17 protein-coding genes and 1 CRISPR repeat array (1 of these 18 cut by a window edge) are annotated in these 19,063 nt (G+C 54.8%); of the genes, 3 read left to right on the plus strand and 14 right to left on the minus strand.

The features are described 5' to 3' along the window. The 10 genes from prmA to gpr all read right to left on the minus strand — a co-directional run bounded on the left by prmA (nucleotide 1) and on the right by gpr (nucleotide 11,920). Entirely contained in the window at nucleotides 1–939 is a 939-nt protein-coding gene (prmA, locus tag ETC02_RS10700; protein ID WP_033009663.1) for a 50S ribosomal protein L11 methyltransferase, read from the minus strand. 5 nt (nucleotides 940–944) lie between these two features. Continuing rightward, a complete protein-coding gene (gene dnaJ / locus ETC02_RS10705; RefSeq protein ID WP_063211690.1) occupies nucleotides 945–2,093 on the minus strand; it encodes a molecular chaperone DnaJ in 1,149 nt (382 codons plus the stop codon). A gap of 129 nt (nucleotides 2,094–2,222) precedes the next feature. After that, entirely contained in the window at nucleotides 2,223–4,043 is a 1,821-nt protein-coding gene (gene dnaK, locus ETC02_RS10710) for a molecular chaperone DnaK (protein WP_033009632.1), read from the minus strand. Nucleotides 4,044–4,065: 22 nt separating this feature from the next. Then, the gene (gene grpE, locus ETC02_RS10715) at nucleotides 4,066–4,737 is read right to left on the minus strand and encodes a nucleotide exchange factor GrpE (protein WP_033014705.1); all 672 of its coding nucleotides are present in this window, start codon (nucleotides 4,735–4,737) and stop codon (nucleotides 4,066–4,068) included. A 97-nt stretch (nucleotides 4,738–4,834) separates the two neighbouring features. After that, nucleotides 4,835–5,869: a heat-inducible transcriptional repressor HrcA gene (gene hrcA, locus ETC02_RS10720; protein WP_047818719.1), complete on the minus strand. Its 1,035-nt coding sequence runs from the start codon at nucleotides 5,867–5,869 to the stop codon at nucleotides 4,835–4,837. Nucleotides 5,870–5,952: 83 nt separating this feature from the next. Beyond that, nucleotides 5,953–7,092 carry a radical SAM family heme chaperone HemW gene (gene hemW, locus ETC02_RS10725; protein WP_033009628.1) on the minus strand — a complete coding sequence of 380 codons (1,140 nt, stop codon included), beginning with the start codon at nucleotides 7,090–7,092 and terminating at the stop codon, nucleotides 5,953–5,955. Between the two features lie 107 nt (nucleotides 7,093–7,199). Continuing rightward, nucleotides 7,200–9,029, minus strand: a complete 1,830-nt coding sequence (gene lepA, locus ETC02_RS10730) for a translation elongation factor 4 (RefSeq protein ID WP_033009627.1) — start codon at nucleotides 9,027–9,029, stop codon at nucleotides 7,200–7,202. Between the two features lie 144 nt (nucleotides 9,030–9,173). After that, nucleotides 9,174–9,512: a DUF3679 domain-containing protein gene (locus ETC02_RS10735; RefSeq protein ID WP_033009625.1), complete on the minus strand. Its 339-nt coding sequence runs from the start codon at nucleotides 9,510–9,512 to the stop codon at nucleotides 9,174–9,176. A gap of 15 nt (nucleotides 9,513–9,527) precedes the next feature. After that, on the minus strand, nucleotides 9,528–10,727 hold the full coding sequence (gene spoIIP / locus ETC02_RS10740; protein WP_171698263.1) for a stage II sporulation protein P: 1,200 nt from the start codon (nucleotides 10,725–10,727) through the stop codon (nucleotides 9,528–9,530). A 74-nt stretch (nucleotides 10,728–10,801) separates the two neighbouring features. Then, a complete protein-coding gene (gene gpr, locus ETC02_RS10745) occupies nucleotides 10,802–11,920 on the minus strand; it encodes a GPR endopeptidase (protein ID WP_063211683.1) in 1,119 nt (372 codons plus the stop codon). Nucleotides 11,921–12,092: 172 nt separating this feature from the next. Between gpr and rpsT the strand changes: the two genes are divergently transcribed. After that, nucleotides 12,093–12,362 carry a 30S ribosomal protein S20 gene (gene rpsT, locus ETC02_RS10750; RefSeq protein WP_055357967.1) on the plus strand — a complete coding sequence of 90 codons (270 nt, stop codon included), beginning with the start codon at nucleotides 12,093–12,095 and terminating at the stop codon, nucleotides 12,360–12,362. A 105-nt stretch (nucleotides 12,363–12,467) separates the two neighbouring features. Here the strand turns inward: rpsT and holA are convergent, their stop codons facing one another. Next, a complete protein-coding gene (holA, locus tag ETC02_RS10755) occupies nucleotides 12,468–13,505 on the minus strand; it encodes a DNA polymerase III subunit delta (protein ID WP_063211681.1) in 1,038 nt (345 codons plus the stop codon). A 283-nt stretch (nucleotides 13,506–13,788) separates the two neighbouring features. Here holA and ETC02_RS10760 point away from each other — a divergent pair, with 283 nt between their 5' ends. Continuing rightward, the gene (locus ETC02_RS10760) at nucleotides 13,789–13,923 is read left to right on the plus strand and encodes a YqzM family protein (RefSeq protein WP_011231993.1); all 135 of its coding nucleotides are present in this window, start codon (nucleotides 13,789–13,791) and stop codon (nucleotides 13,921–13,923) included. A 70-nt stretch (nucleotides 13,924–13,993) separates the two neighbouring features. Here ETC02_RS10760 and ETC02_RS10765 read toward each other — a convergent pair whose 3' ends face one another. The 3 genes from ETC02_RS10765 to ETC02_RS10775 all read right to left on the minus strand — a co-directional run bounded on the left by ETC02_RS10765 (nucleotide 13,994) and on the right by ETC02_RS10775 (nucleotide 17,460). Continuing rightward, complete coding sequence (locus tag ETC02_RS10765; RefSeq protein WP_050367569.1) at nucleotides 13,994–16,243, minus strand: DNA internalization-related competence protein ComEC/Rec2; 2,250 nt, start codon at nucleotides 16,241–16,243, stop codon at nucleotides 13,994–13,996. Continuing rightward, a complete protein-coding gene (locus ETC02_RS10770) occupies nucleotides 16,240–16,707 on the minus strand; it encodes a ComE operon protein 2 (protein WP_033009609.1) in 468 nt (155 codons plus the stop codon). Before ETC02_RS10770 ends, ETC02_RS10765 begins: the two co-directional genes overlap by 4 nt. 129 nt (nucleotides 16,708–16,836) lie before the next feature. Next, the gene (locus tag ETC02_RS10775) at nucleotides 16,837–17,460 is read right to left on the minus strand and encodes a helix-hairpin-helix domain-containing protein (RefSeq protein WP_171698264.1); all 624 of its coding nucleotides are present in this window, start codon (nucleotides 17,458–17,460) and stop codon (nucleotides 16,837–16,839) included. 102 nt (nucleotides 17,461–17,562) lie between these two features. Here ETC02_RS10775 and comER point away from each other — a divergent pair, with 102 nt between their 5' ends. Next, entirely contained in the window at nucleotides 17,563–18,381 is an 819-nt protein-coding gene (gene comER / locus ETC02_RS10780) for a late competence protein ComER (RefSeq protein ID WP_050367571.1), read from the plus strand. 50 nt (nucleotides 18,382–18,431) lie between these two features. Then, nucleotides 18,432–19,063: a CRISPR direct-repeat array (repeat unit 37 nt; unit sequence GTTTCAATCCTCACCCGGCTTAATAGCCGGGTGCAAC); it runs 336 nt beyond the window's last position.

Genomic DNA, 19,063 nt, shown 5'->3' on the forward strand with positions numbered 1-19,063 from the left:
TTACGACTTGATGGCGACTAACGCGACCCAATCTTCCATCACGTTCACTTCCTCAATGACAAACCCAGCCGCCAGCAGCCCGTCTTTGACGTCCTGCTTTTTCGCCTGGATGATGCCGGAGGTGATGAAGCGGCCGCCCGGCTTCAGCAGCCGGAAAGCGTCGGAGGCAAAACGCAAAATGATTTCCGCCAAAATGTTGGCGACAATCACATCAGCCGGCTCATCGACATGGTCAAGCAAATTGTTTTGCGCCACCGTAACGACCGACTGCACTTTATTGAGCTTGACGTTCAGCCGTGCGCTGTCGACTGCGACCGGATCCAAATCGAACGCCCGCACCGACCGGGCGCCGAGCATCGCCGCAGCGATGCTTAAAATGCCGGAGCCGGTGCCGACGTCAATGACCGCATCGCCGGGGCGCACATATTTTTCGAGCGCCTGCAGGCACATGACCGTCGTCGGGTGGGTGCCGGTGCCAAACGCCATGCCCGGATCCATTTCAATGATCAACTCATCATCGGAAACCGGCTCATACGTTTCCCACGTCGGCACGATCGTAAACTTCTCCGACACTTTCACCGGATGATAATGCTTTTTCCACGCCGTCGCCCACTCTTCCTCATTCACTTCGCTCAATGTAATCTTATTTTTTCCAAGGTCAATATCATATAGCCATAAATTGTTAATCGCTTGTTTAATTTGTTCGACCGTTTCGCCAAGAAAGCTGTTGACCGGCAAATACGCCTTAATGATGACGCCTTCTTCCGGATAATCGTCCGGATTGAGTTCGACGATTTCCCCGTACCAGTCATCGCGGTCTTTCACAAGATCGTACGGATCTTCAATGACCACGCCGCCGGCGCCGGCCTCATGCAAAATGTTCGAAATCGCCTCGACCGCCTCGTGCGTCGTATGAATGCTGATTTCCGACCATTTCATCGCGCTCACGCTTCTCCTTTAAACGCCTTTTTGACTTTCTCAAAAAAACGGCCATGCGGCCCGTCGTGCATCGTCTCCCCACCAAGCCGGTCAAACTCGCGCAGCAGTTGCTTTTGTTTTTCCGTCAGCTTCGTCGGCGTCACGACGCGGACGATGACGTGCTGATCCCCCTGTCCATAGCCGCGCACGTTTGGCACTCCTTTCCCTCTCAGGCGGAAGCGCGTGCCCGTTTGCGTGCCGGCCGGAATTTTCAACTTCACATCGCCATAGAGCGTCGGCACCTCAATCTCATCGCCGAGCGCCGCTTGAGCAAAGGAAAGCGGCACTTCACAATAAATGTCGAGCCCGTCGCGCTCGAAAAATTCATGCGGCTCCACGCGGAAAATGATGTACAAGTCCCCCGGCGGCCCGCCGTTGACCCCTGGCTCCCCTTGGCCGGCGACACGCAGCTGCTGGCCGTCGTCGACGCCGGCTGGAATTTTGACGTGAATTTTTTTCCGCCGTTTGACGCGGCCCGTCCCGCCGCACGTTGGGCATTTCTCCGGAATGTACCGGCCCGTGCCACCGCAGACGGGGCATGTCCGGCGGTTGACGATGCGGCCAAACGGCGTCGCCTGCTCGCTCGTGATTTGCCCGCTGCCGCCGCAACGTGAGCACGGCTGGGGGCTTGTGCCCGGTTTCGCTCCGCTGCCCTGGCACGTGTCGCACGTCTCTTCGCGCGGCACTTCAATTTCCGTTTCTTTTCCAAATGCCGCTTCCTCAAATGTGAGCGTCATCATGTATTCCACATCGGCCCCTTTGCGCGGCCCGCTCGCCCGCCGGCGCGGCCCGCCGCCGAAAAACGTCTCAAAAATATCTTCAAACCCGCCAAAGCCGCTAAAGCCGCCGAAATCAAACCCTCCGCCTTGGAATCCGCCGCCGCCAAACGCTTCGTTCGGGTCGGCATGGCCGAACCGGTCGTAGCGGGCCCGCTTTTCGTCGTCGCTCAATACTTCGTACGCCTCTTTAATTTCTTTAAACTTTTCCGCGGCGTCCGGCGCTTTGTTAATGTCTGGATGATACTGCTTCGAAAGCTTTCGGTACGCTTTTTTGATCTCGTCTTTCGTCGCGTTTTTGCTGACGCCGAGAACTTCGTAGTAATCGCGCTTCGCCATCGTTGATCATCCACTCCCGATTCATTCACATAAATTTTATTTTATCATTTCCCTTTGGTTAATGGCAATATGTGAATGCTAGAAAAAAAGTCAAAGCCAAGGCAGGCCTGACTTTGACTTTCGGCAGCATTATTTGTCATCCTTCACTTCCTCAAATTCCGCATCAACAACGTTGTCCCGTTTGGCCGCGTCGGCTTGCGCTCCAGCGTCTTGCGCCTGTTTCGCCGCTTGCTCATACAGCTTGATCGACAGCTGCTGCACCGCTTCCTGCAGCGCGTCTTTTTTCTTGCGGATGTCATCGATGTCGTTTTTCTCAAGCGCCGCCTTCAACGCATCTTTTGCCTCTTGCGCTTTCTTGATCTCATCGGCGCTCACTTTTCCTTCGACTTCTTTTAACGTTTTTTCTGTCGTGAAAATAAGCTGGTCCGCTTCATTGCGCAGTTCGGCAGCCTCTTTCCGCTTCCGGTCGGCTTCGGCGTTTTCTTCCGCCTCTTTGATCATGCGCTGGATTTCTTCTTCCGACAGGCCGGACGACGATTTGATCGTGATCGACTGTTCTTTGTTCGTCCCCAAGTCTTTCGCGCGCACATGGACGATGCCGTTGGCGTCAATGTCAAACGTCACTTCAATTTGCGGCACGCCGCGCGGCGCCGGCGGAATCCCAGTCAGCTGGAAGCGGCCGAGCGTTTTGTTGTCCGCCGCCATCGGACGCTCCCCTTGCAGCACATGAATGTCTACGGTCGTTTGGTTGTCGGCGGCTGTTGTGAACACTTGCGACTTGCTTGTCGGAATGGTCGTGTTCCGCTCGATCAATTTCGTAAATACGCCGCCCATCGTCTCAATGCCGAGCGACAGCGGTGTGACGTCAAGCAAGACGACATCTTTCACTTCGCCGGCAATGACCCCGCCTTGGATCGCGGCGCCGATCGCCACGACTTCGTCCGGATTGACGCCTTTATGCGGCTCTTTGCCAAGCTCGCGCTTAATCGCTTCCTGGACAGCTGGAATGCGGGTCGAACCGCCAACCAAAATGACTTTGTCAATATCGGCAGGCGTCAAGCCGGCATCTTGCAGCGCCTGGCGAACCGGCCCCATCGTCCGTTCAACGAGGTGGGCGGACAGTTCTTCAAACTTCGCCCGCGTGAGCGTCGTTTCCAAGTGAAGCGGACCGTTTTCATTGGCGCTGATAAACGGCAGCGAAATTTGCGTCTGCGTCACGCCCGACAGTTCTTTTTTCGCCTTTTCAGCCGCATCTTTCAAGCGCTGGAGCGCCATTTTGTCTTTGGACAAATCGATGCCGTGCTCTTGTTTGAACTGATTGACCAAATAATCGATGATCACTTGGTCGAAATCGTCGCCGCCCAAATGGTTGTCGCCGGCGGTCGCTTTCACTTCAAAGACGCCGTCGCCAAGCTCCAAAATCGAAACGTCAAACGTTCCGCCGCCCAAGTCATAGACGAGAATCGTTTGGTCCTCTTCTTTGTCGAGGCCGTAAGCAAGCGCTGCTGCCGTCGGCTCGTTGATGATGCGCTCGACTTCAAGCCCGGCGATGCGGCCGGCGTCTTTCGTCGCTTGGCGCTGCGCGTCGTTGAAATAGGCCGGCACCGTAATGACCGCCCGCGTCACCGGTTCGCCCAAGTAGTCTTCGGCGTACGATTTCAAATATTGCAAAATGATGGCTGAAATTTCTTGCGGCGTATATTGCTTTCCTTCAATCTCCACTTTGTAGTCCGTGCCCATATGGCGCTTGATCGAGATGATCGTGTTCGGGTTCGTGATCGCCTGCCGTTTGGCGACTTCGCCCACTAAGCGCTCCCCGTTTTTGAACGCCACGACCGATGGGGTCGTGCGGTTTCCTTCCGGGTTCGGGATGACTTTCGCCTCGCCGCCTTCGAGCACGGCGACGCAAGAGTTCGTTGTTCCTAAGTCAATGCCGATAATTTTACTCATCGCTCATCACCCTCCATTTCCGTTATTGGCTGACTTTGACCATCGCAGGACGGAGAATGCGGTCTTTCAGCTTGTAGCCTTTTTGCAGCTCTTCGACGACTGTATTCGGCTCATAGCCATCTTCGTCCGTCTGCATGACCGCCTGATGCAGATGGGGGTCAAACGGTTTTCCGACCGCCTCAATCGCCTCGACGCCTTCTTTTTTCAAGGCGTCCAAAAGCGAGCGATACACCATCTCCATTCCTTGCAAAATCGATTTTGCCTGCTCGTTTTCCGTCTCTATTTTCAACGCGCGCTCAAAGTTGTCGAGCACCGGAAGCAAATCGCTCGCCAAACTTTGGGCGCGGTATTTTTCAGCCGCTTCCAGCTCTTGGCGCGTCCGGCGGCGGAAGTTTTCAAAATCGGCATACAGGCGGAGATAGCGGTGTTCCATCTCAGCCAGCTTCGCTTCCAGCTCCGCTACTTGCGCTTTGGCGGCAGCCAGCTCCTCTGTCTCGGCGCGCTCCTCCCCGGCAGGTTCGGCCCCCGCGGAAGCCTCCGCCGGCTTCCCATCGCCTTGCCCGGCGGCATCGTTTTGCCTAGCGTCGTCCCTTTCGCCTTCCGGTGGCACGCCTGCCTCTTCCGCCGATGCCGGCTGTTCCATCTCCGGCTCGTTGTATGTAGCTTGACCAGCACGTTTGTCTCCTTGTTCCATTGCCTTCACCTCCCCTTCGGGCTCGTCATTCTATGTATCAATGGCCACAAGGAACGGATGGATTGGCGAATCCATCCGTTAACCAATATGGCCATTGTTACTGATTTTGATACCATTTCGTCAGCGCGGCCGACAAATCGGAAGCGACGCGGTTCAACACCGTGATGACGCGCGAATACTCCATTCGCGTCGGCCCGAGAATCGCGATCGTTCCGAGCGGCTCCTCGCCGACCGAGTATGTCGCCGTAATGAGGCTGCAGTTTTCCATGCCGTGCAATTCGTTTTCCCGGCCGATCGACACCTGCACCCCTTTTTGGCTTTGCTTGCGAAGCAGACGGTAAATGTCTTTTTCCTGCTCAATGATGTTCAGAAGCGGGCGCACTTTTTCAATGTCGCTGAATTCCGGCTGATTGAGCATGTTGGCTGTGCCGGCGAAAAACATTTTCTCCTCTTCAGGAAGATCGAGCGTGTCGATCAGCATATTGAGCAGGCTGTCATAATTGCGGATGTGCCGGCGCAGCACATCGGCCACTTCCGTCTTGATTTTTTCTTTTAAATCGATGAGCGGAACGCCGCTGAGCCGCCCGTTCAAAATGTTGACCATCTTTTCAAGGTCGCCGGCGTTGACCGATGGCGGAATCGTCACGACCCGGTTTTCGACATGGCCGGTATCGGTCACAACGATGGCCACAGCCGTCTGCTCGTTGAGCGGAACGATTTGCATTCGCTTCAGTTTGCTTTCTTTAAACGCCGGACCGAGGGCGATCGACGTGTAGTTCGTCAAGTCGGATAAAATTTGCGCCGACTTTTGCATCAGCTTCTCGAGCTCATAGATGCGTTCGGCAAACACGGAGCGGATTTTCTGAATATCGGCTCTTGTCAGCCGCTGCGGCGGCAGCAGATGGTCGACGTAGTACCGATACCCTTTTTCCGACGGCACGCGGCCAGAGGAAATGTGCGTTTTTTCAATGTAGCCGAGCTCTTCCAAATCCGCCATTTCATTGCGAATCGTCGCTGAACTGAACGCAATTTGGTGCTTTTTCGATAACGTCCGCGAACCGACCGGCTGCCCGGAACGAATGAAATCGTCGATAATCACCTGCAAAATCAGCAGTTGGCGGTCCGTTAACACGTTTCTCACCTCTATTAGCACTCGATCAATTCGAGTGCTAAATCTATTACTAGGGTAACAAATCGCCCGGCAAATGTCAATCTTTACATTTCGCCGAGAAAGGCGGCGAACACTTCGTTGCCGAGCAGCTTGCCGCGCTTTGTCAAGCGGACGTGGGTCTCCGTTTCTTCCAAGCGCCCGTTTTCCACTTCGGCGCGGATCGCCTTGCCGAAGATATCGTGCATATCGCGGCCAAACTTTTGCCGGAAGCGAGCTTTCGACACTCCTTCCGTTTTGCGCAACCCTAAAAACATTTCCTCTTCCATTTGCTCTTGAAGCGTCAACCGGTGCACATCGCGGTGCGGCCATTCGCCGTTGTCCACCTTGGCGATGTAATGGCGGACCGGACCGATATTGGCGCGCCGCACCCCGCCGATATAGCTGTGCGCCCCGGCGCCGATGCCGTAATACTCTTCGTTGTTCCAATAAGTGAGGTTGTGACGGCTTTCAAACCCCGGAAACGCGTAATTGCTGATTTCATACTGCTGGTAGCCGCACGCTTCGGTTCGCTCCATCGCCGCTTCGTACATGGCCGCTTCCGCCTCTTCTCCCGGGAGATGGAGTCGGCCCTTGCGCCACTCGTTGTAAAAGATCGTTTTCGGCTCAAGGATAAGCGAATAGGCGGAGAGGTGCGGAACGTGAAGCGAAAACGCGGCGTCCAAATCGGCGAGAAACTGCTCAAGCGTCTGCCCGGGAAGCCCGTACATCAGATCGAGGCTGATGTTGGCAAACCCGGCCTCCCTCGCCCGCTCTACCGCCTGCACGATATCCCCGCGCCGGTGCGTGCGGCCGATCGCTTGCAGAAGCCGGTCATCAAACGTCTGCACCCCAAGGCTCAACCGATTGACCCCGGCTTCGCGGAGAACGGCGAGTTTTTCTTTCGTCAGCCCATCCGGGTTCGCCTCAACCGTAAATTCAGCCGTTTGCGGATCAAACTGAAAATGGCGGTGAATGCTCTCAAGCAAGCGCCCAAGCTGCGCCGGCTCCAGCACCGTCGGCGTGCCGCCGCCGATAAACAGCGTCTCAAGACGGTTGCCGAACTCGGCCGCCGTCCGCGCCATTTCCTTGTCCATCGCCCGCAAATAGTCGTCAATCGGCTGACCGGCAGCAAACACTTTGTTAAAATCGCAATAATGGCAAATATGGGCGCAAAACGGAATGTGAAAATATGCTGATGTTGCCATCGTCATCCTCCCTTCGGCTGCAGCCGGACTGCCGTCCCTCATCTTCCCGTCAGCGTCGCATGGCGATAAACAAACAAGGCCATCCCCGAAGGAGACAGCCTTGCCCGTCATTTTTTCTGGTCGTCGATTTTCAAGACAGCCATAAACGCTTCTTGCGGCACTTCGACCGAGCCGATTTGTTTCATCCGTTTTTTTCCTTCCTTTTGCTTCTCGAGCAGCTTCCGCTTCCGTGACACGTCGCCGCCGTAACATTTGGCGAGCACGTTTTTGCGCAGCGCCTTGATCGTCGAGCGGGCGATGATTTTGTTGCCGATGGCGGCTTGCACCGGCACCTCAAACTGCTGGCGCGGAATTAAGTCTTTCAGTTTTTCCACGATCACTTTGCCGCGTTCGTACGCCGCCTCGCGATGGACGATAAACGACAAAGCGTCAATTTTTTCGCCATTCAACAAAATGTCCATTTTGACAAGATTGGACGGCCGATAGCCGATCAACTCATAGTCGAATGACGCGTACCCTTTCGTGTTCGACTTTAAGGCGTCAAAAAAGTCGTACACGATTTCCGACAGCGGAATGTCATAAATCAGCATGACCCGCTTTTCGTCCAAATATTGCATATCAACGAACGTGCCGCGCTTTCCTTGGCACAGCTCCATGACCGGCCCGACGTAGTCGTTCGGCACCATGATCGTCGCCTTCACATACGGCTCTTCGATGCGGTCGATTTTCTGTGGATCCGGCATGTTCGTCGGATTGTCGACCGAAACTTCGGTGCCATCGGTCAAATGAACTTTGTAGACGACGCTCGGAGCCGTCGTAATTAAGTCGATATGAAACTCGCGCTCAATCCGCTCTTGAATGATTTCCATATGCAGCAAGCCGAGAAACCCACAGCGGAAGCCGAACCCAAGCGCCTGCGACGTTTCCGGCTCAAAGTGGAGCGCCGCATCGTTCAATTGCAGCTTCTCGAGCGCCTCGCGCAAGTCATTGTAGCGCGCCGTATCGATCGGATACATGCCGCAAAACACCATCGGGTTGAGCTTCCGGTAGCCGGGGAGCGGCTCGGCGGCCGGCCGTTCGGCGTCGGTGATCGTATCGCCGACACGCGTATCTTTGACATTTTTAATGGACGCTGTCAAATAGCCGACATCGCCGACCGTGAGCTCGTCGACGATTTTTTGTTTCGGCGTAAAGACGCCGACTTCGGTCACTTCAAATTCTTTGCCGGTCGACATCATTTTAATGCGCTGGCCCGGCTTCACCGTCCCGTCGACAATGCGGACATACGCGACAACGCCGCGGTACGGGTCGTAAAGCGAGTCGAAAATGAGCGCTTTCAGCGGCGCGTCTGGATCGCCCGACGGAGCGGGAATTTTCTCCACGATTTGTTCCAAGATTTCTTCAATGCCGATGCCGACTTTCGCTGAAGCGAGCACGGCTTCAGACGCATCGAGGCCGATGACGTCCTCGATTTCTTGGCGGACGCGCTCCGGTTCGGCGCTTGGCAAATCAATTTTGTTAATAACAGGCAAAATTTCCAAGTTGTTATCGATCGCTAAATACACATTTGCAAGCGTCTGCGCTTCGATGCCTTGCGCCGCATCGACGACCAAAATCGCTCCCTCGCAGGCCGCCAAGCTGCGCGACACTTCGTACGTAAAATCGACATGGCCCGGCGTATCGATCAAATGGAAAATATACTCCTCGCCATTTTTCGCTTTGTATGTCAACTGGACCGCATTCAATTTGATCGTAATGCCGCGCTCGCGCTCAAGATCCATCATGTCCAACGTCTGCTCGCGCAACTCGCGCTCCGACAGCGCGCCTGTTTTTTCCAAAATGCGGTCCGCAAGCGTCGATTTTCCGTGGTCAATGTGAGCGATAATGGAAAAGTTGCGAATCCGTTCCTGCCGTTTCAACCGTTCTTCCCGGTTCATCGTCTCTCACTCCTGCTTTTTCGCAAAACTACACTAGCTTTGATTATAGCAACAGAGGAGAGAAGATTCAATGACAAACAAAAAAGCCGCCCATACGAGGCGGTGAATCGTCTGCCGGCGCCGCGCCGAAAGCGGCGGACCGATTTAGTCGACGGCCCGCCCAGCGAATGACAGCAACGTTTCCACAAGCGCGGTTGCGCCATCGGCCAGCCGCCGGCCGAGTTCAGAAAAGAGGTTGAACGTTTTCAGTTCCCGAACCACTTCTTGTTTTTTCTGCAAATCGCCCGCCGCCACTGTCTGCCCGAACACGGCTGCCTCAATCTCCCCGTTTCCGTTTTTCTCGAGATCAATGACGGCGGGAAGCGACGGATCTGCATAGCCGCGCATCTTCTCAATGCCGCGGTGCGCCTGCTGCATGCCGAGCAGCACGCCAAAAAACAAGAGGAAAAGCGCTGCGCTAAACCGGATGAACCATCTTGCCATATGCGATGCCCCTTTTTACTTTTTCTCCGCCGGAGCCGGCGCCTCGACTTTTTCCGCCTGCCAATAATACTCGCTGAACACATCGGCAAAGGCCGCAGCCGAACGGAACAGCTCGGCGAACGTATTGTCGACGCCGCCAAACTCCACTAAAATGGCGTTCCTGGATAAATCTTGGTTAAATTTCCCATCGGTTCCTGTTCCTTGCTTCTTAATGACCCCGCGGCTCAACCCCGGGTATTTCTTCTGCAGCAAATGGTGCAGCTCGGTCGCCAGCTGCAAGTTTTTTTCGTATTCCGCGTTCTCACCGCCGACGATAAACGCCACGCGCGCGTAATCAACACCGTTGATCGTCGTGGTCGTATACTTCCGGCGATGCGCATCGCGGTGAATGTCAATAAAATATTGCAAGTCACGGTTTTGCTTCATCGCTGCCACGACCGTCTGCCGCGACATGTTATACGCCTGTGTGTATGTCATTCCTTTTTTCAACAGCTCCGCTTCGATGTCGGTTTTGTTCACTTGCGCGCCGATGCCCCTCTTCTCCAATTCTTCCATCAATTTCTCCCCGACTTTGGTCACATTCACGCTCCAATGAAACGCCAAATTTGGATCGGTTACGCCTTTTAAAGCCGGCAAATACGACTCGCGCGTATGTGTATGGTAAATATAGACGACTTTTCGGCCTTGCGTCGTTTGCTTCGGGGGAGGGAGCGCTTTTTCGTCTTGGGTTTGCTCGGCTTGCTCAAGCTCCTCGACCGACGCCTGCCGCTCGGCAAACATCACTTCCAGCGGCGGCGCCGACTCATACGGGATGTTCGTGTAGTCGGTCCCTTCTCCGGCGATTAAAATTTTGCTGTCATACAAGGCAAAGCCCGGCAGCTCGCTGCCGAGCAAGCTGCGCGGATCGTCGGGGTTGATGCTTGTCGCCAAGCGGAACAACAGCGATGAATAGTTCGTCTGTTGCCGCTCTTTTGGAAGCATTTGGAGAAAATACCGGTTTTCGAGCCCAAACAGGCGAATGAACATCTCTTCCGGAAAATGGGCGGCCATATCGTTCAGCGATGATGACGACGGACGGTATTCGGGCCGCAGCGACGTAAGCGCTCCGACGAGCATAAACATCATCATGCATCCAAGGATGATGAGCATAAACAGTTTTTTTAAGCTGGCTCCTGGAACGGCGATCACGACATTGGGGGAGCGCCATCGTTTCATATTCCCACCCTTTCCCGGCTTGTCTCCTCACTTTAACGTATGGCCAAGCCAGGAAAGATAGAACCGTTTTTTGTCTAGTGGGTGTAAGAGCCGACGTTGCCTTGGTCAACCTGCCGGTGCAGCGCCGCGTTCAAGCCGCCGGCCAGTAAGTTCGCCATATCGCCGATGAACGAATCGACCTCTTTTGGCGTCACCATTAAGTTATGACCGAGCGGGGCGAGCACTTCGTAAATCAGACGCCGCTTTTCTTCATCACCAAGCGTGCCGATCATGCCGAGAAACGTCGACCGTTCGGTTGGCGACGGCATATCTTGCTCCGTCAGCTTCTTTTTGCGCCCGAACGCCCAGCCGGCCGGAGCCAGCGCGCTTGACGGCCGCTGGCTTTCGCGCATTTCGCGGCCGAAATGCTTTAAAATGAAATCGATCGTATCGCTTGTGATCGAAACGGCATCGACGACCGTCGGGACGCCGATCGAGATGACCGGGATGCCGAGCGTCTCGTAGCTCAGTTCTTTCCGCTTATTGCCAACGCCCGAGCCGGGGTGGATGCCGGTGTCGGAAATTTGGATCGTCGCGTTGACCCGTTCGATTGAACGGGCGGCCAGCGCATCGATGACGATGACAAAATCCGGCTTCGTTTTCCGGACGACGCCATCAATAATATCGCTCGTCTCAATGCCGGTCGTTCCCATCACCCCTGGAGCGAGGGCGCTCACCGGGCGAAATCCTTCCTCAACACTTTCCGGCTGCAATTGAAACAGATGACGGGTGACAAGCACGTTTTCCACCGTCAGCGGCCCAAGCGCATCCGGCGTGACGTTTTGGTTGCCAAGCCCGACAATTAGGCAGCTCGCTTGCTCGGGAATGCGGAGCCGTTGTAAAAAGGCGCTCAGTTGTTCCGAAAAAATACGCTGCACTTTTTGCTGCAATTCCGTATTTTGTTCACGGATGCCTTGCGTCTCAATCGTCACATAATGGCCCGGCTTTTTGCCGATCGATGCCGCTCCTTGTTCTGTGACGTGCACGTGCGACAGCTTGACGCCATCGATCTCTTGGTCGCGGATGATGACCCCCTCAATCGAGGAGGCGCCTTCCTTTTTTTGTTGCAAACGCTCCTCGACCGCAATTTCATGCGCCTCGATCGCCAAGTCGGTGCGCACCGAATACATGCGCAAATCGAGCGGCTGTTTCATGTCGTTCCTCCTTGTGCCGTTTTCTTTTATTGTCGCCGCAATGAAGCGCCGTCATTCATATTTCGTAAAGGATTTTTGCTTGAACACTCTTGCATAATCAAAACACGTTTGATAGAATAACACTTGTTCTTGTTCAGAGCAAAAATCGGAACGATAACGGAGGTGAACGGACGTGGCGAACATTAAATCGGCGATCAAACGCGCGAAAACGAGCGAAAAACGTCGGGCCCACAACGCCTCGATGAAATCGGCCATGCGCACGGCTATCAAAAAATTTGAAGCGCTCGTTGAATTGAAAGACGTGGAAAAAGCGAAAGAAGCGTTCATTGTCGCGTCGAAAAAATTAGACAAAGCCGCGAGCAAAGGCCTTATCCATAAAAATGCCGCCAGCCGGCAAAAATCGCGCTTAGCGAAAAAATTGAACAGCATTCAAGCTTCCTAATGAAAAACGACCTGGCGCCAGGTCGTTTTTTTGTTCCCTCTTTTTTCTTTGTGGCGCCGCCATGCAGGCGAAGCAGACGGCAAAAAAGCCAACGGCGCATGCTTTTTATCGCTGGCTTTTCCGCCCCGGGCGAGCGCCCCAACGCATCAACAACAGCTCAACGGCCAACCGGCGGTCCATGGCTCCGCTTTTTACGTCATAATCAGCGGCGGCCAGCTCGGTGATCGCTTCCGTCAGCTCCGCATCGGAAAAGCGGGCGGCTTGGGCAAGGGCGAGCTTGACGCGGAACGGATGCACGTTGAGGGCCGAAGCGATTTGCGTCTGCCCATAACCTGTTTGGGCGAGCCATTTCACTTGCGCCAACAGGCGGAAATGGCTTGCAAGCAACGCCAAAATTTTGATCGGCTCCTCATTATGTTCAAGCAAATCGTAAAACGTCTGCAATGCTCCCGGGATATCGCGCCTCGCCACTTGTTCGACAAGCGCAAAGACGTTTTCTTCCGGCGTGCGAGCGACAAGCTGCTCGACGGCCGCCTCATCCACCACTCCGCCCGGTCCGGCAAACAAAGCGAGCTTGTCGATTTCGTTCGCCAGCGCGGACAACCGCGTTCCGGCCCGCTGCAAAAGCAGCTCAATGGCTTCCTCGGCCACCGATGCTCCTTGGCTTTCCAACCGGCGGCGCACCCAAGCGCGCAGCTCCGCTTCCTGAAGCGGGGCGGCGGCCACAACTTCGCACTGCTCCTTGGCGAGCTTGGTAATTCTTTTCCGCTCATCGAGCTTGTCATACGGCGCCAAAAAGACGACGATCGAGAACGGCGCCGGCGCCCTGAAATAGTTCTCCAGCTTAGCCAAATCGTGCTCGATCTCTTTGTCCTTTTCCGCCGTAAAAAAATATGGATTCTTCACCAAAATGACGCGCCGCTCGCCGAAAAACGGCACCGTCTCCGCCTCCTCAAGCGCCGCCTCGACCGGCGTTTCCTCGCAGTCGTACACGGCCAGATTCCACTCGCGCTCCTCCTCGCTAAGAGCCGCCTTGACGAGACGGTCATACGTTTCCGTTAATAAAAACGGCTCGCTGCCATATAATAAATAAAGCGGAGAAAACCGCCGTTTTTCCATGTTTCCCCATACACGTTCCAACATGTTCCCTTCTCCATTTCCAAGCGAAAGTCTCTTCTAGAAAGATACACCGTTTTTCGTCATTTTACAAGGGAACCGGCCGTCGAGAAAACCGGTTCCCCTTTATATAAACGCCAGCCGACAAGTCCTAGGACCTTATTGGCCAGCGGGTTATTTTTATGTTTTCCCAGCCGTTTGAAAGTATTTGTGTCAACTGTTGTCAAGGAAGGAAAACAAGCGGGCGGCGGTAGATTTTTCACACGTTTTCGTCTATACTAAAAATGATTGAACGAGGAGGGGGAAAACGATGAACGTATTTGAAAAGGAAGTGCAAAGCCAACGAAATGACGCCGTCGATTCCGCCGTCGGATTCATCGTGTCGTTCGGCTTTTTCGCTACCATGTTCATCATCGCCACGTTGATCGAATTTTTCGGTCGATAAGGATTGCTTACATAAGCAATCCTTATTTTTTGTTTTGGCTGAAACGTTCCGCTTTTTTGTGCACTACATCTTATGGTTTCATCACCTGAAAGGTTCCACCGTTTTCGCCATACACATAGCGAATGGCTCCGTTTTCATCCGTCCGCCAAACGATCGTCCGCTGTTGCCTAAGCAGCATAAGCACCTCGGAGGACGGATGCCCGTAGCGATTGTAGCGCCCGACGGAAATGATGGCCGCTCGCGGCTTGATTGTCCGCAAAAACGGCTCTGTTGTCGACGTTTTGCTGCCGTGGTGGGCGACTTTCAATACATCGGCACGCAGCGTCGGATAAGCATCGATGAGCGCCTGTTCTGCCTCTTCTTCGATGTCCCCAGCAAACAGCCATATCAAGCCGCCGAGACGGGCGAGCAACACAAGCGAGCCGTTGTTGTCCTCGTTGTTGCCTTTTTCTGGGTGGAGCACAATGAACTGCACGCCTCCCTCTGTCCATCTTTCTCCCCGCACAGCGGTGCGGACCGGCCCGGAAAACGGGCGCGCCATCTTTTGGACGCGCGGCAGCGCCCCCGGGCTTGTGACCATTTCCTTCACCTTGACCGCTTCGAACACCTCAGGAGCGGACCCGATATGGTCGGCATCATCGTGCGTCAATATGAGCTTATCGATCGTTCGCACCCCTTGCGCTTTTAAAAACGGGACGACGACATCGCGGCCGACGGAAAACGGGTGAGCCCGCCTGCGCCACGATTCCTTTCCCCATTCTGCCGCCCCGCCCGTGTCAATGAGATAAACTGCTTTTCGATAAGGAAGCTCAATATAAATACAGTCCCCCTGCCCAACATCCAATACCGTCACTTCCCCGTGCGGATCCACGTATGGGGCGGTCAGCTGAAGCGCCGTCGCCGCCGCCACCGCTGTCAATCCGCGGATCAGGCGGCCGCGTTCCCAATCCAAAAACGCCGCCGTGATGGCCGTCAGATAGCCAGCTAAGCACCACGGCCCCGGACGGCCGAGCACAAGCATAAACGGGTGATCGGCCGCGAAAAAATAGACAACCGCGTCTGTCAGCTCAATGAGACGGCTAAACAGCCAAATGAACGGAGAAAAGGGAAAAACTGCAGATAGAAACGCGAGTGGCAAAATGACAAATGAATACCAAGGGACGAAGAAGACATTCAGCCCTATGCTCCAAACAGAAATTTCATAAAAATGGTAAAGCAAAATCGGCAGTGCGGCAAGCTGAGCGGCGAGCGCGGTCTGAAGCAAGTTTTGGAGCATCGAACGAGCAGAGGCGAGCACCGACACATGGGCAAGAAGAGCAAATGTGACAAGAAACGACAGCTGAAAACCGACATCCCAAACCATATAGGGATCAAAGACGAGCAAGGCAAGCGTTGTCCAACTCAACGCATCCAGCGGATGGATCCTTCCTTTTTTCCACTGAACGGCCAACACCATCATCCCAGTCGCACAAGCGCGCAGCACCGACGGCGAAGCGCCAGCGAGAACGGCGTACACAGGCAAAAACGCCAACAGCCCTGCCAGCACGGCTTCCCTCGTCACGAAGCGAATCGCACCGGCAAAACCAGCGCCAATCAGCAGCGTGACATGCCCTCCTGAAATGGCTAGCAGATGGATGAGACCGAGCTGCTGATACCCTTCAAGGACCGACTCATCAAGGGTGCGCTGCTCCCCATAAATCAGTGCAGCGGCGATGCCAGCCGCTTCCGGCGGAAACCGGGCTTCAATGCGGCGGACGCCAGCCTCGCGAATGGCTTCAAGACGTTCGATGATAGTGGGACGGACGCGCATGCAAGCAGAGAGATCGATCGCCTCAGGGAGAAAGAGCCAATGAATGCGGTGGCGGCGCAAATAAAGGCGGTAATCAAACGCATACGGATTACCAGCTGGCATCGGGCGCTCAAGCGTTCCGGTGACGCGGCATACCGTTCCAGGCACCAGGTGCGCTTGCAGCGTCTCTTTTTCCGCAGCCGTCCGAATGATGTAACGGAGCTGCACCCGCTCCTTGCCAGCTTGCACCGCCGCCTGCAATCGATCACCGTCAATTGCCGGCGCGGCGGAAAAACGAACGGAAAGCGAATGACGGCCGCCGGAAAGGGAAGTGTTGTTATGATAGTCAACGATGAGAAAATAGGCAAAAAAGGAGAGAGCGGCAACGAGAGAAGGAAGGAAACAGTGCGGCCGGCGGATGAAAAGAAGAAGGAGATACACAACGAGGAGAAGACAGGCGGTTGGGGACGGCGAGGCCGCCGCGACGGCCAAAAGCGCCGCCGCAGCGGGATAGACGGCTTGTCCTTTCATGATTCCCCGCCGCCGGAAAGCAAGGCGAACACATCCATTTTCAGCGGCACTTGCACGAGACGGACGCCAGCTTGAGCAAACAGCTCCAAGGCGTACGGGTGGTTTTTGTAGTCTTGGGCGTAATAGACCGCGCGGATGCCGCTTTGAATGATCGCCTTGCAGCAATGCAAGCACGGAAAATGAGTGACATACATCTCCGCCCCCTCGGTCGGGACGCCGAACTTGGCGCATTGCAAAATCGCGTTCATTTCGGCGTGAATCGTCCGCACACAATGACCGTCAATGACGTAGCACCCCTCATCAATGCAATGGGCGCCGCCGGCGATCGACCCGTTGTACCCGCCGGCGATGATGCGCTTATCGCGCACGATCGTCGCTCCGACGGCGAGCCTCGTGCACGTGCTGCGCAGCGCAAGCAAATGGCTTTGCGCCATAAAGTATTGATCCCATGTGATGCGTTCCATTTTCCATCCCTCCGCTCGTGTCCATGCTTTTAGTCTACCCACTGCCTCTTGCCCCCGTCAACGCCGAAAAACGTCCACAGCAGCCTTGATCCGCCATAAATGAAGAAGCATTGCCCTCCCCCGCCTCGCTTACGGAACAAGCAAATACGGCTTCAATTTCTCCAGCGTTTTTTCACCAATTCCAGTCACATTCAACAAATCCTCCACCCGCCGAAACGGCCCGTGTTCTTCACGATAGGCGATGATCGCGTTTGCCTTCGCCGGTCCGATGCCGGGAAGCTGCATCAACTCCTCTTCCGTCGCCGTATTGATGGCCACTTGCATCCCGTTTCGATCCCCATCGCTTGGAGACTTGCCGACGGCATTTGACGCCGGTGCGGCCTCGCCTTTTTTCGGCACGTAAATCATCATTTCATCATGCACTTTCGCCGCCAAATTGACTTTCGTTTCATCCGCCTCATCCGCTAATCCGCCAGCTAGGGCGATGGCATCGCGAACGCGAGCGTCCGTCGCCACCTCATACACTCCGGGGTTCGCGACCGCCCCTTTCACATCCACCACAGCGGTTTTTGACGCCTCGTTCTTTTTTTCTTCCGTCCGGGTGGCATCCGTTTCAGCCGCCGCCGGCAAAACGACTTGCCCCTTTTCATCCGTCGGATGATGAAACACCCATAACCCCGCCGCCGCGGCAAACAACAAGAACATCCCGACTTTTCCATACCGTTTGCCAAGCTCCTGCACATGCTCCCACATACGATCCCATCCTTTCCATCTCAAGTCATAAACCGAGCCTTTTTCTCATACATATCAAAAAAGAGATTTCCGGTGAACCAAAACCGGGAGGGGGGACAACACATGAACATCGGCGTCATCGGCACGGGGAATATGGGCACCATCTTAATCGAAGCGTTCCTCGACTCCGGCGCCGTGAAAGCGGATCAGCTCGTCATCACGAACCGTACGCTTGCGAAAGCGTTCGCGATACAACGCGCGCATCCCGGCATGGCAGTGGTTGCCGATGCGGCTGAAGTCGTCAAACAATCCAGTCTCGTTTTTTTATGCGTCAAACCGCTCGACATCCACCCATTGTTGCAGCAGCTGGCCCCGCACTGGACAAAGGAGCATTGCCTTGTGTCGATCACAAGCCCGATCAGCGTAAAACAGCTTGAAACAGCCGTCCCTTGCCAAGTCGTGCGCGCCATTCCGAGCATCACAAACCGCGCGCTCTCCGGCAGCATACTCATCACAATCGGATCACGCTGTTCGGCCGACTGCCGGCAAACGATCGATGATCTTCTCCGGCGCATCGCCTCGCCGGTGTATATCGATGAGGCCATCACCCGCGTCGCTTCCGACATCTCCAGCTGCGGTCCGGCGTTTTTCAGCTATTTGCTGCAACGCTTCATCGACGCCGCAGCGGCCAAAACCGCCATCACGAAAGAACAGGCGACGATGCTGGCAACTGACATGATCATCGGTCTTGGGGAATTGTTGAAGCAAAACTTGTACACGCTCCCGACGCTGCAGGAAAAAGTGTGCGTCAAAGGCGGAATCACCGGGGAAGGAATCGCCGTCCTCGAACAGCGGCTCGACGGCGTCTTCGAAGAAGTGCTGGCGAAAACACATGAGAAGTTTCAAGAAGATGTGGAGAAGGTGAAGCAACAATTTTCGTGAACATGAATTCGACAGCAAGCGGCAAATTCCTGCTTGGCCTGACCAAATTTGTTTCAATCCTCACCCGGCTTAATAGCCGGGTGCAACCGACTGCTGTGCAATTGAAAAAGATGTGTGAGTTAGTTTCAATCCTCACCCGGCTTAATAGCCGGGTGCAACATTGTTCCACCTTTAATTAGACCTTTGAGACGAATGTTTCAATCCTCACCTGGCTTAATAGCCGGGTGCAACAATATCGGTCGTAGTGGATCATCGACCCGTCCAAGTTTCAATCCTCACCCGGCTTAATAGCCGGGTGCAACTTTGAACACCGCCGGCATGAATCATGAGATTGTGTTTCAATCCTCACCCGGCTTAATAGCCGGGTGCAACGTCGATGCAATCGTCTATTGCGAGACGCTGAAATTGTTTCAATCCTCACCCGGCTTAATAGCCGGGTGCAACTATAATATAGGTTCATCAAAATATTATAAAGATGAGTTTCAATCCTCACCCGGCTTAATAGCCGGGTGCAACGGCGATTGACCCGGCCAAAGGAGAAATCTATGAGGTTTCAATCCTCACCCGGCTTAATAGCCGGGTGCAACGCATATGGCTAATGCTCGTCGGGCCTATCTAAGCTTGTTTCAATCCTCACCCGGCTTAATAGCCGGGTGCAACTGGCCATTCCTGCGCTGGTTTG

Origin of the sequence: Geobacillus sp. DSP4a (assembly GCF_013096875.1) — a bacterium.
Taxonomy (GTDB): domain Bacteria; phylum Bacillota; class Bacilli; order Bacillales; family Anoxybacillaceae; genus Geobacillus; species Geobacillus thermophilus.

Coding starts and splice junctions, on each gene's coding strand:
- lepA (WP_033009627.1), bottom strand. CDS start 9,029: ATGAACCGGGAAGAACGGTTGAAACGGCAGGAACGGATTCGCAACTTT.
- ETC02_RS10760 (WP_011231993.1), top strand. CDS start 13,789: ATGAACGTATTTGAAAAGGAAGTGCAAAGCCAACGAAATGACGCCGTC.
- ETC02_RS10735 (WP_033009625.1), bottom strand. CDS start 9,512: ATGGCAAGATGGTTCATCCGGTTTAGCGCAGCGCTTTTCCTCTTGTTT.
- spoIIP (WP_171698263.1), bottom strand. CDS start 10,727: ATGAAACGATGGCGCTCCCCCAATGTCGTGATCGCCGTTCCAGGAGCC.
- holA (WP_063211681.1), bottom strand. CDS start 13,505: ATGTTGGAACGTGTATGGGGAAACATGGAAAAACGGCGGTTTTCTCCG.
- grpE (WP_033014705.1), bottom strand. CDS start 4,737: ATGGAACAAGGAGACAAACGTGCTGGTCAAGCTACATACAACGAGCCG.
- comER (WP_050367571.1), top strand. CDS start 17,563: ATGAACATCGGCGTCATCGGCACGGGGAATATGGGCACCATCTTAATC.
- ETC02_RS10770 (WP_033009609.1), bottom strand. CDS start 16,707: ATGGAACGCATCACATGGGATCAATACTTTATGGCGCAAAGCCATTTG.
- ETC02_RS10775 (WP_171698264.1), bottom strand. CDS start 17,460: ATGTGGGAGCATGTGCAGGAGCTTGGCAAACGGTATGGAAAAGTCGGG.
- ETC02_RS10765 (WP_050367569.1), bottom strand. CDS start 16,243: ATGAAAGGACAAGCCGTCTATCCCGCTGCGGCGGCGCTTTTGGCCGTC.
- gpr (WP_063211683.1), bottom strand. CDS start 11,920: ATGAAACAGCCGCTCGATTTGCGCATGTATTCGGTGCGCACCGACTTG.
- prmA (WP_033009663.1), bottom strand. CDS start 939: ATGAAATGGTCGGAAATCAGCATTCATACGACGCACGAGGCGGTCGAG.
- dnaJ (WP_063211690.1), bottom strand. CDS start 2,093: ATGGCGAAGCGCGATTACTACGAAGTTCTCGGCGTCAGCAAAAACGCG.
- dnaK (WP_033009632.1), bottom strand. CDS start 4,043: ATGAGTAAAATTATCGGCATTGACTTAGGAACAACGAACTCTTGCGTC.
- hemW (WP_033009628.1), bottom strand. CDS start 7,092: ATGGCAACATCAGCATATTTTCACATTCCGTTTTGCGCCCATATTTGC.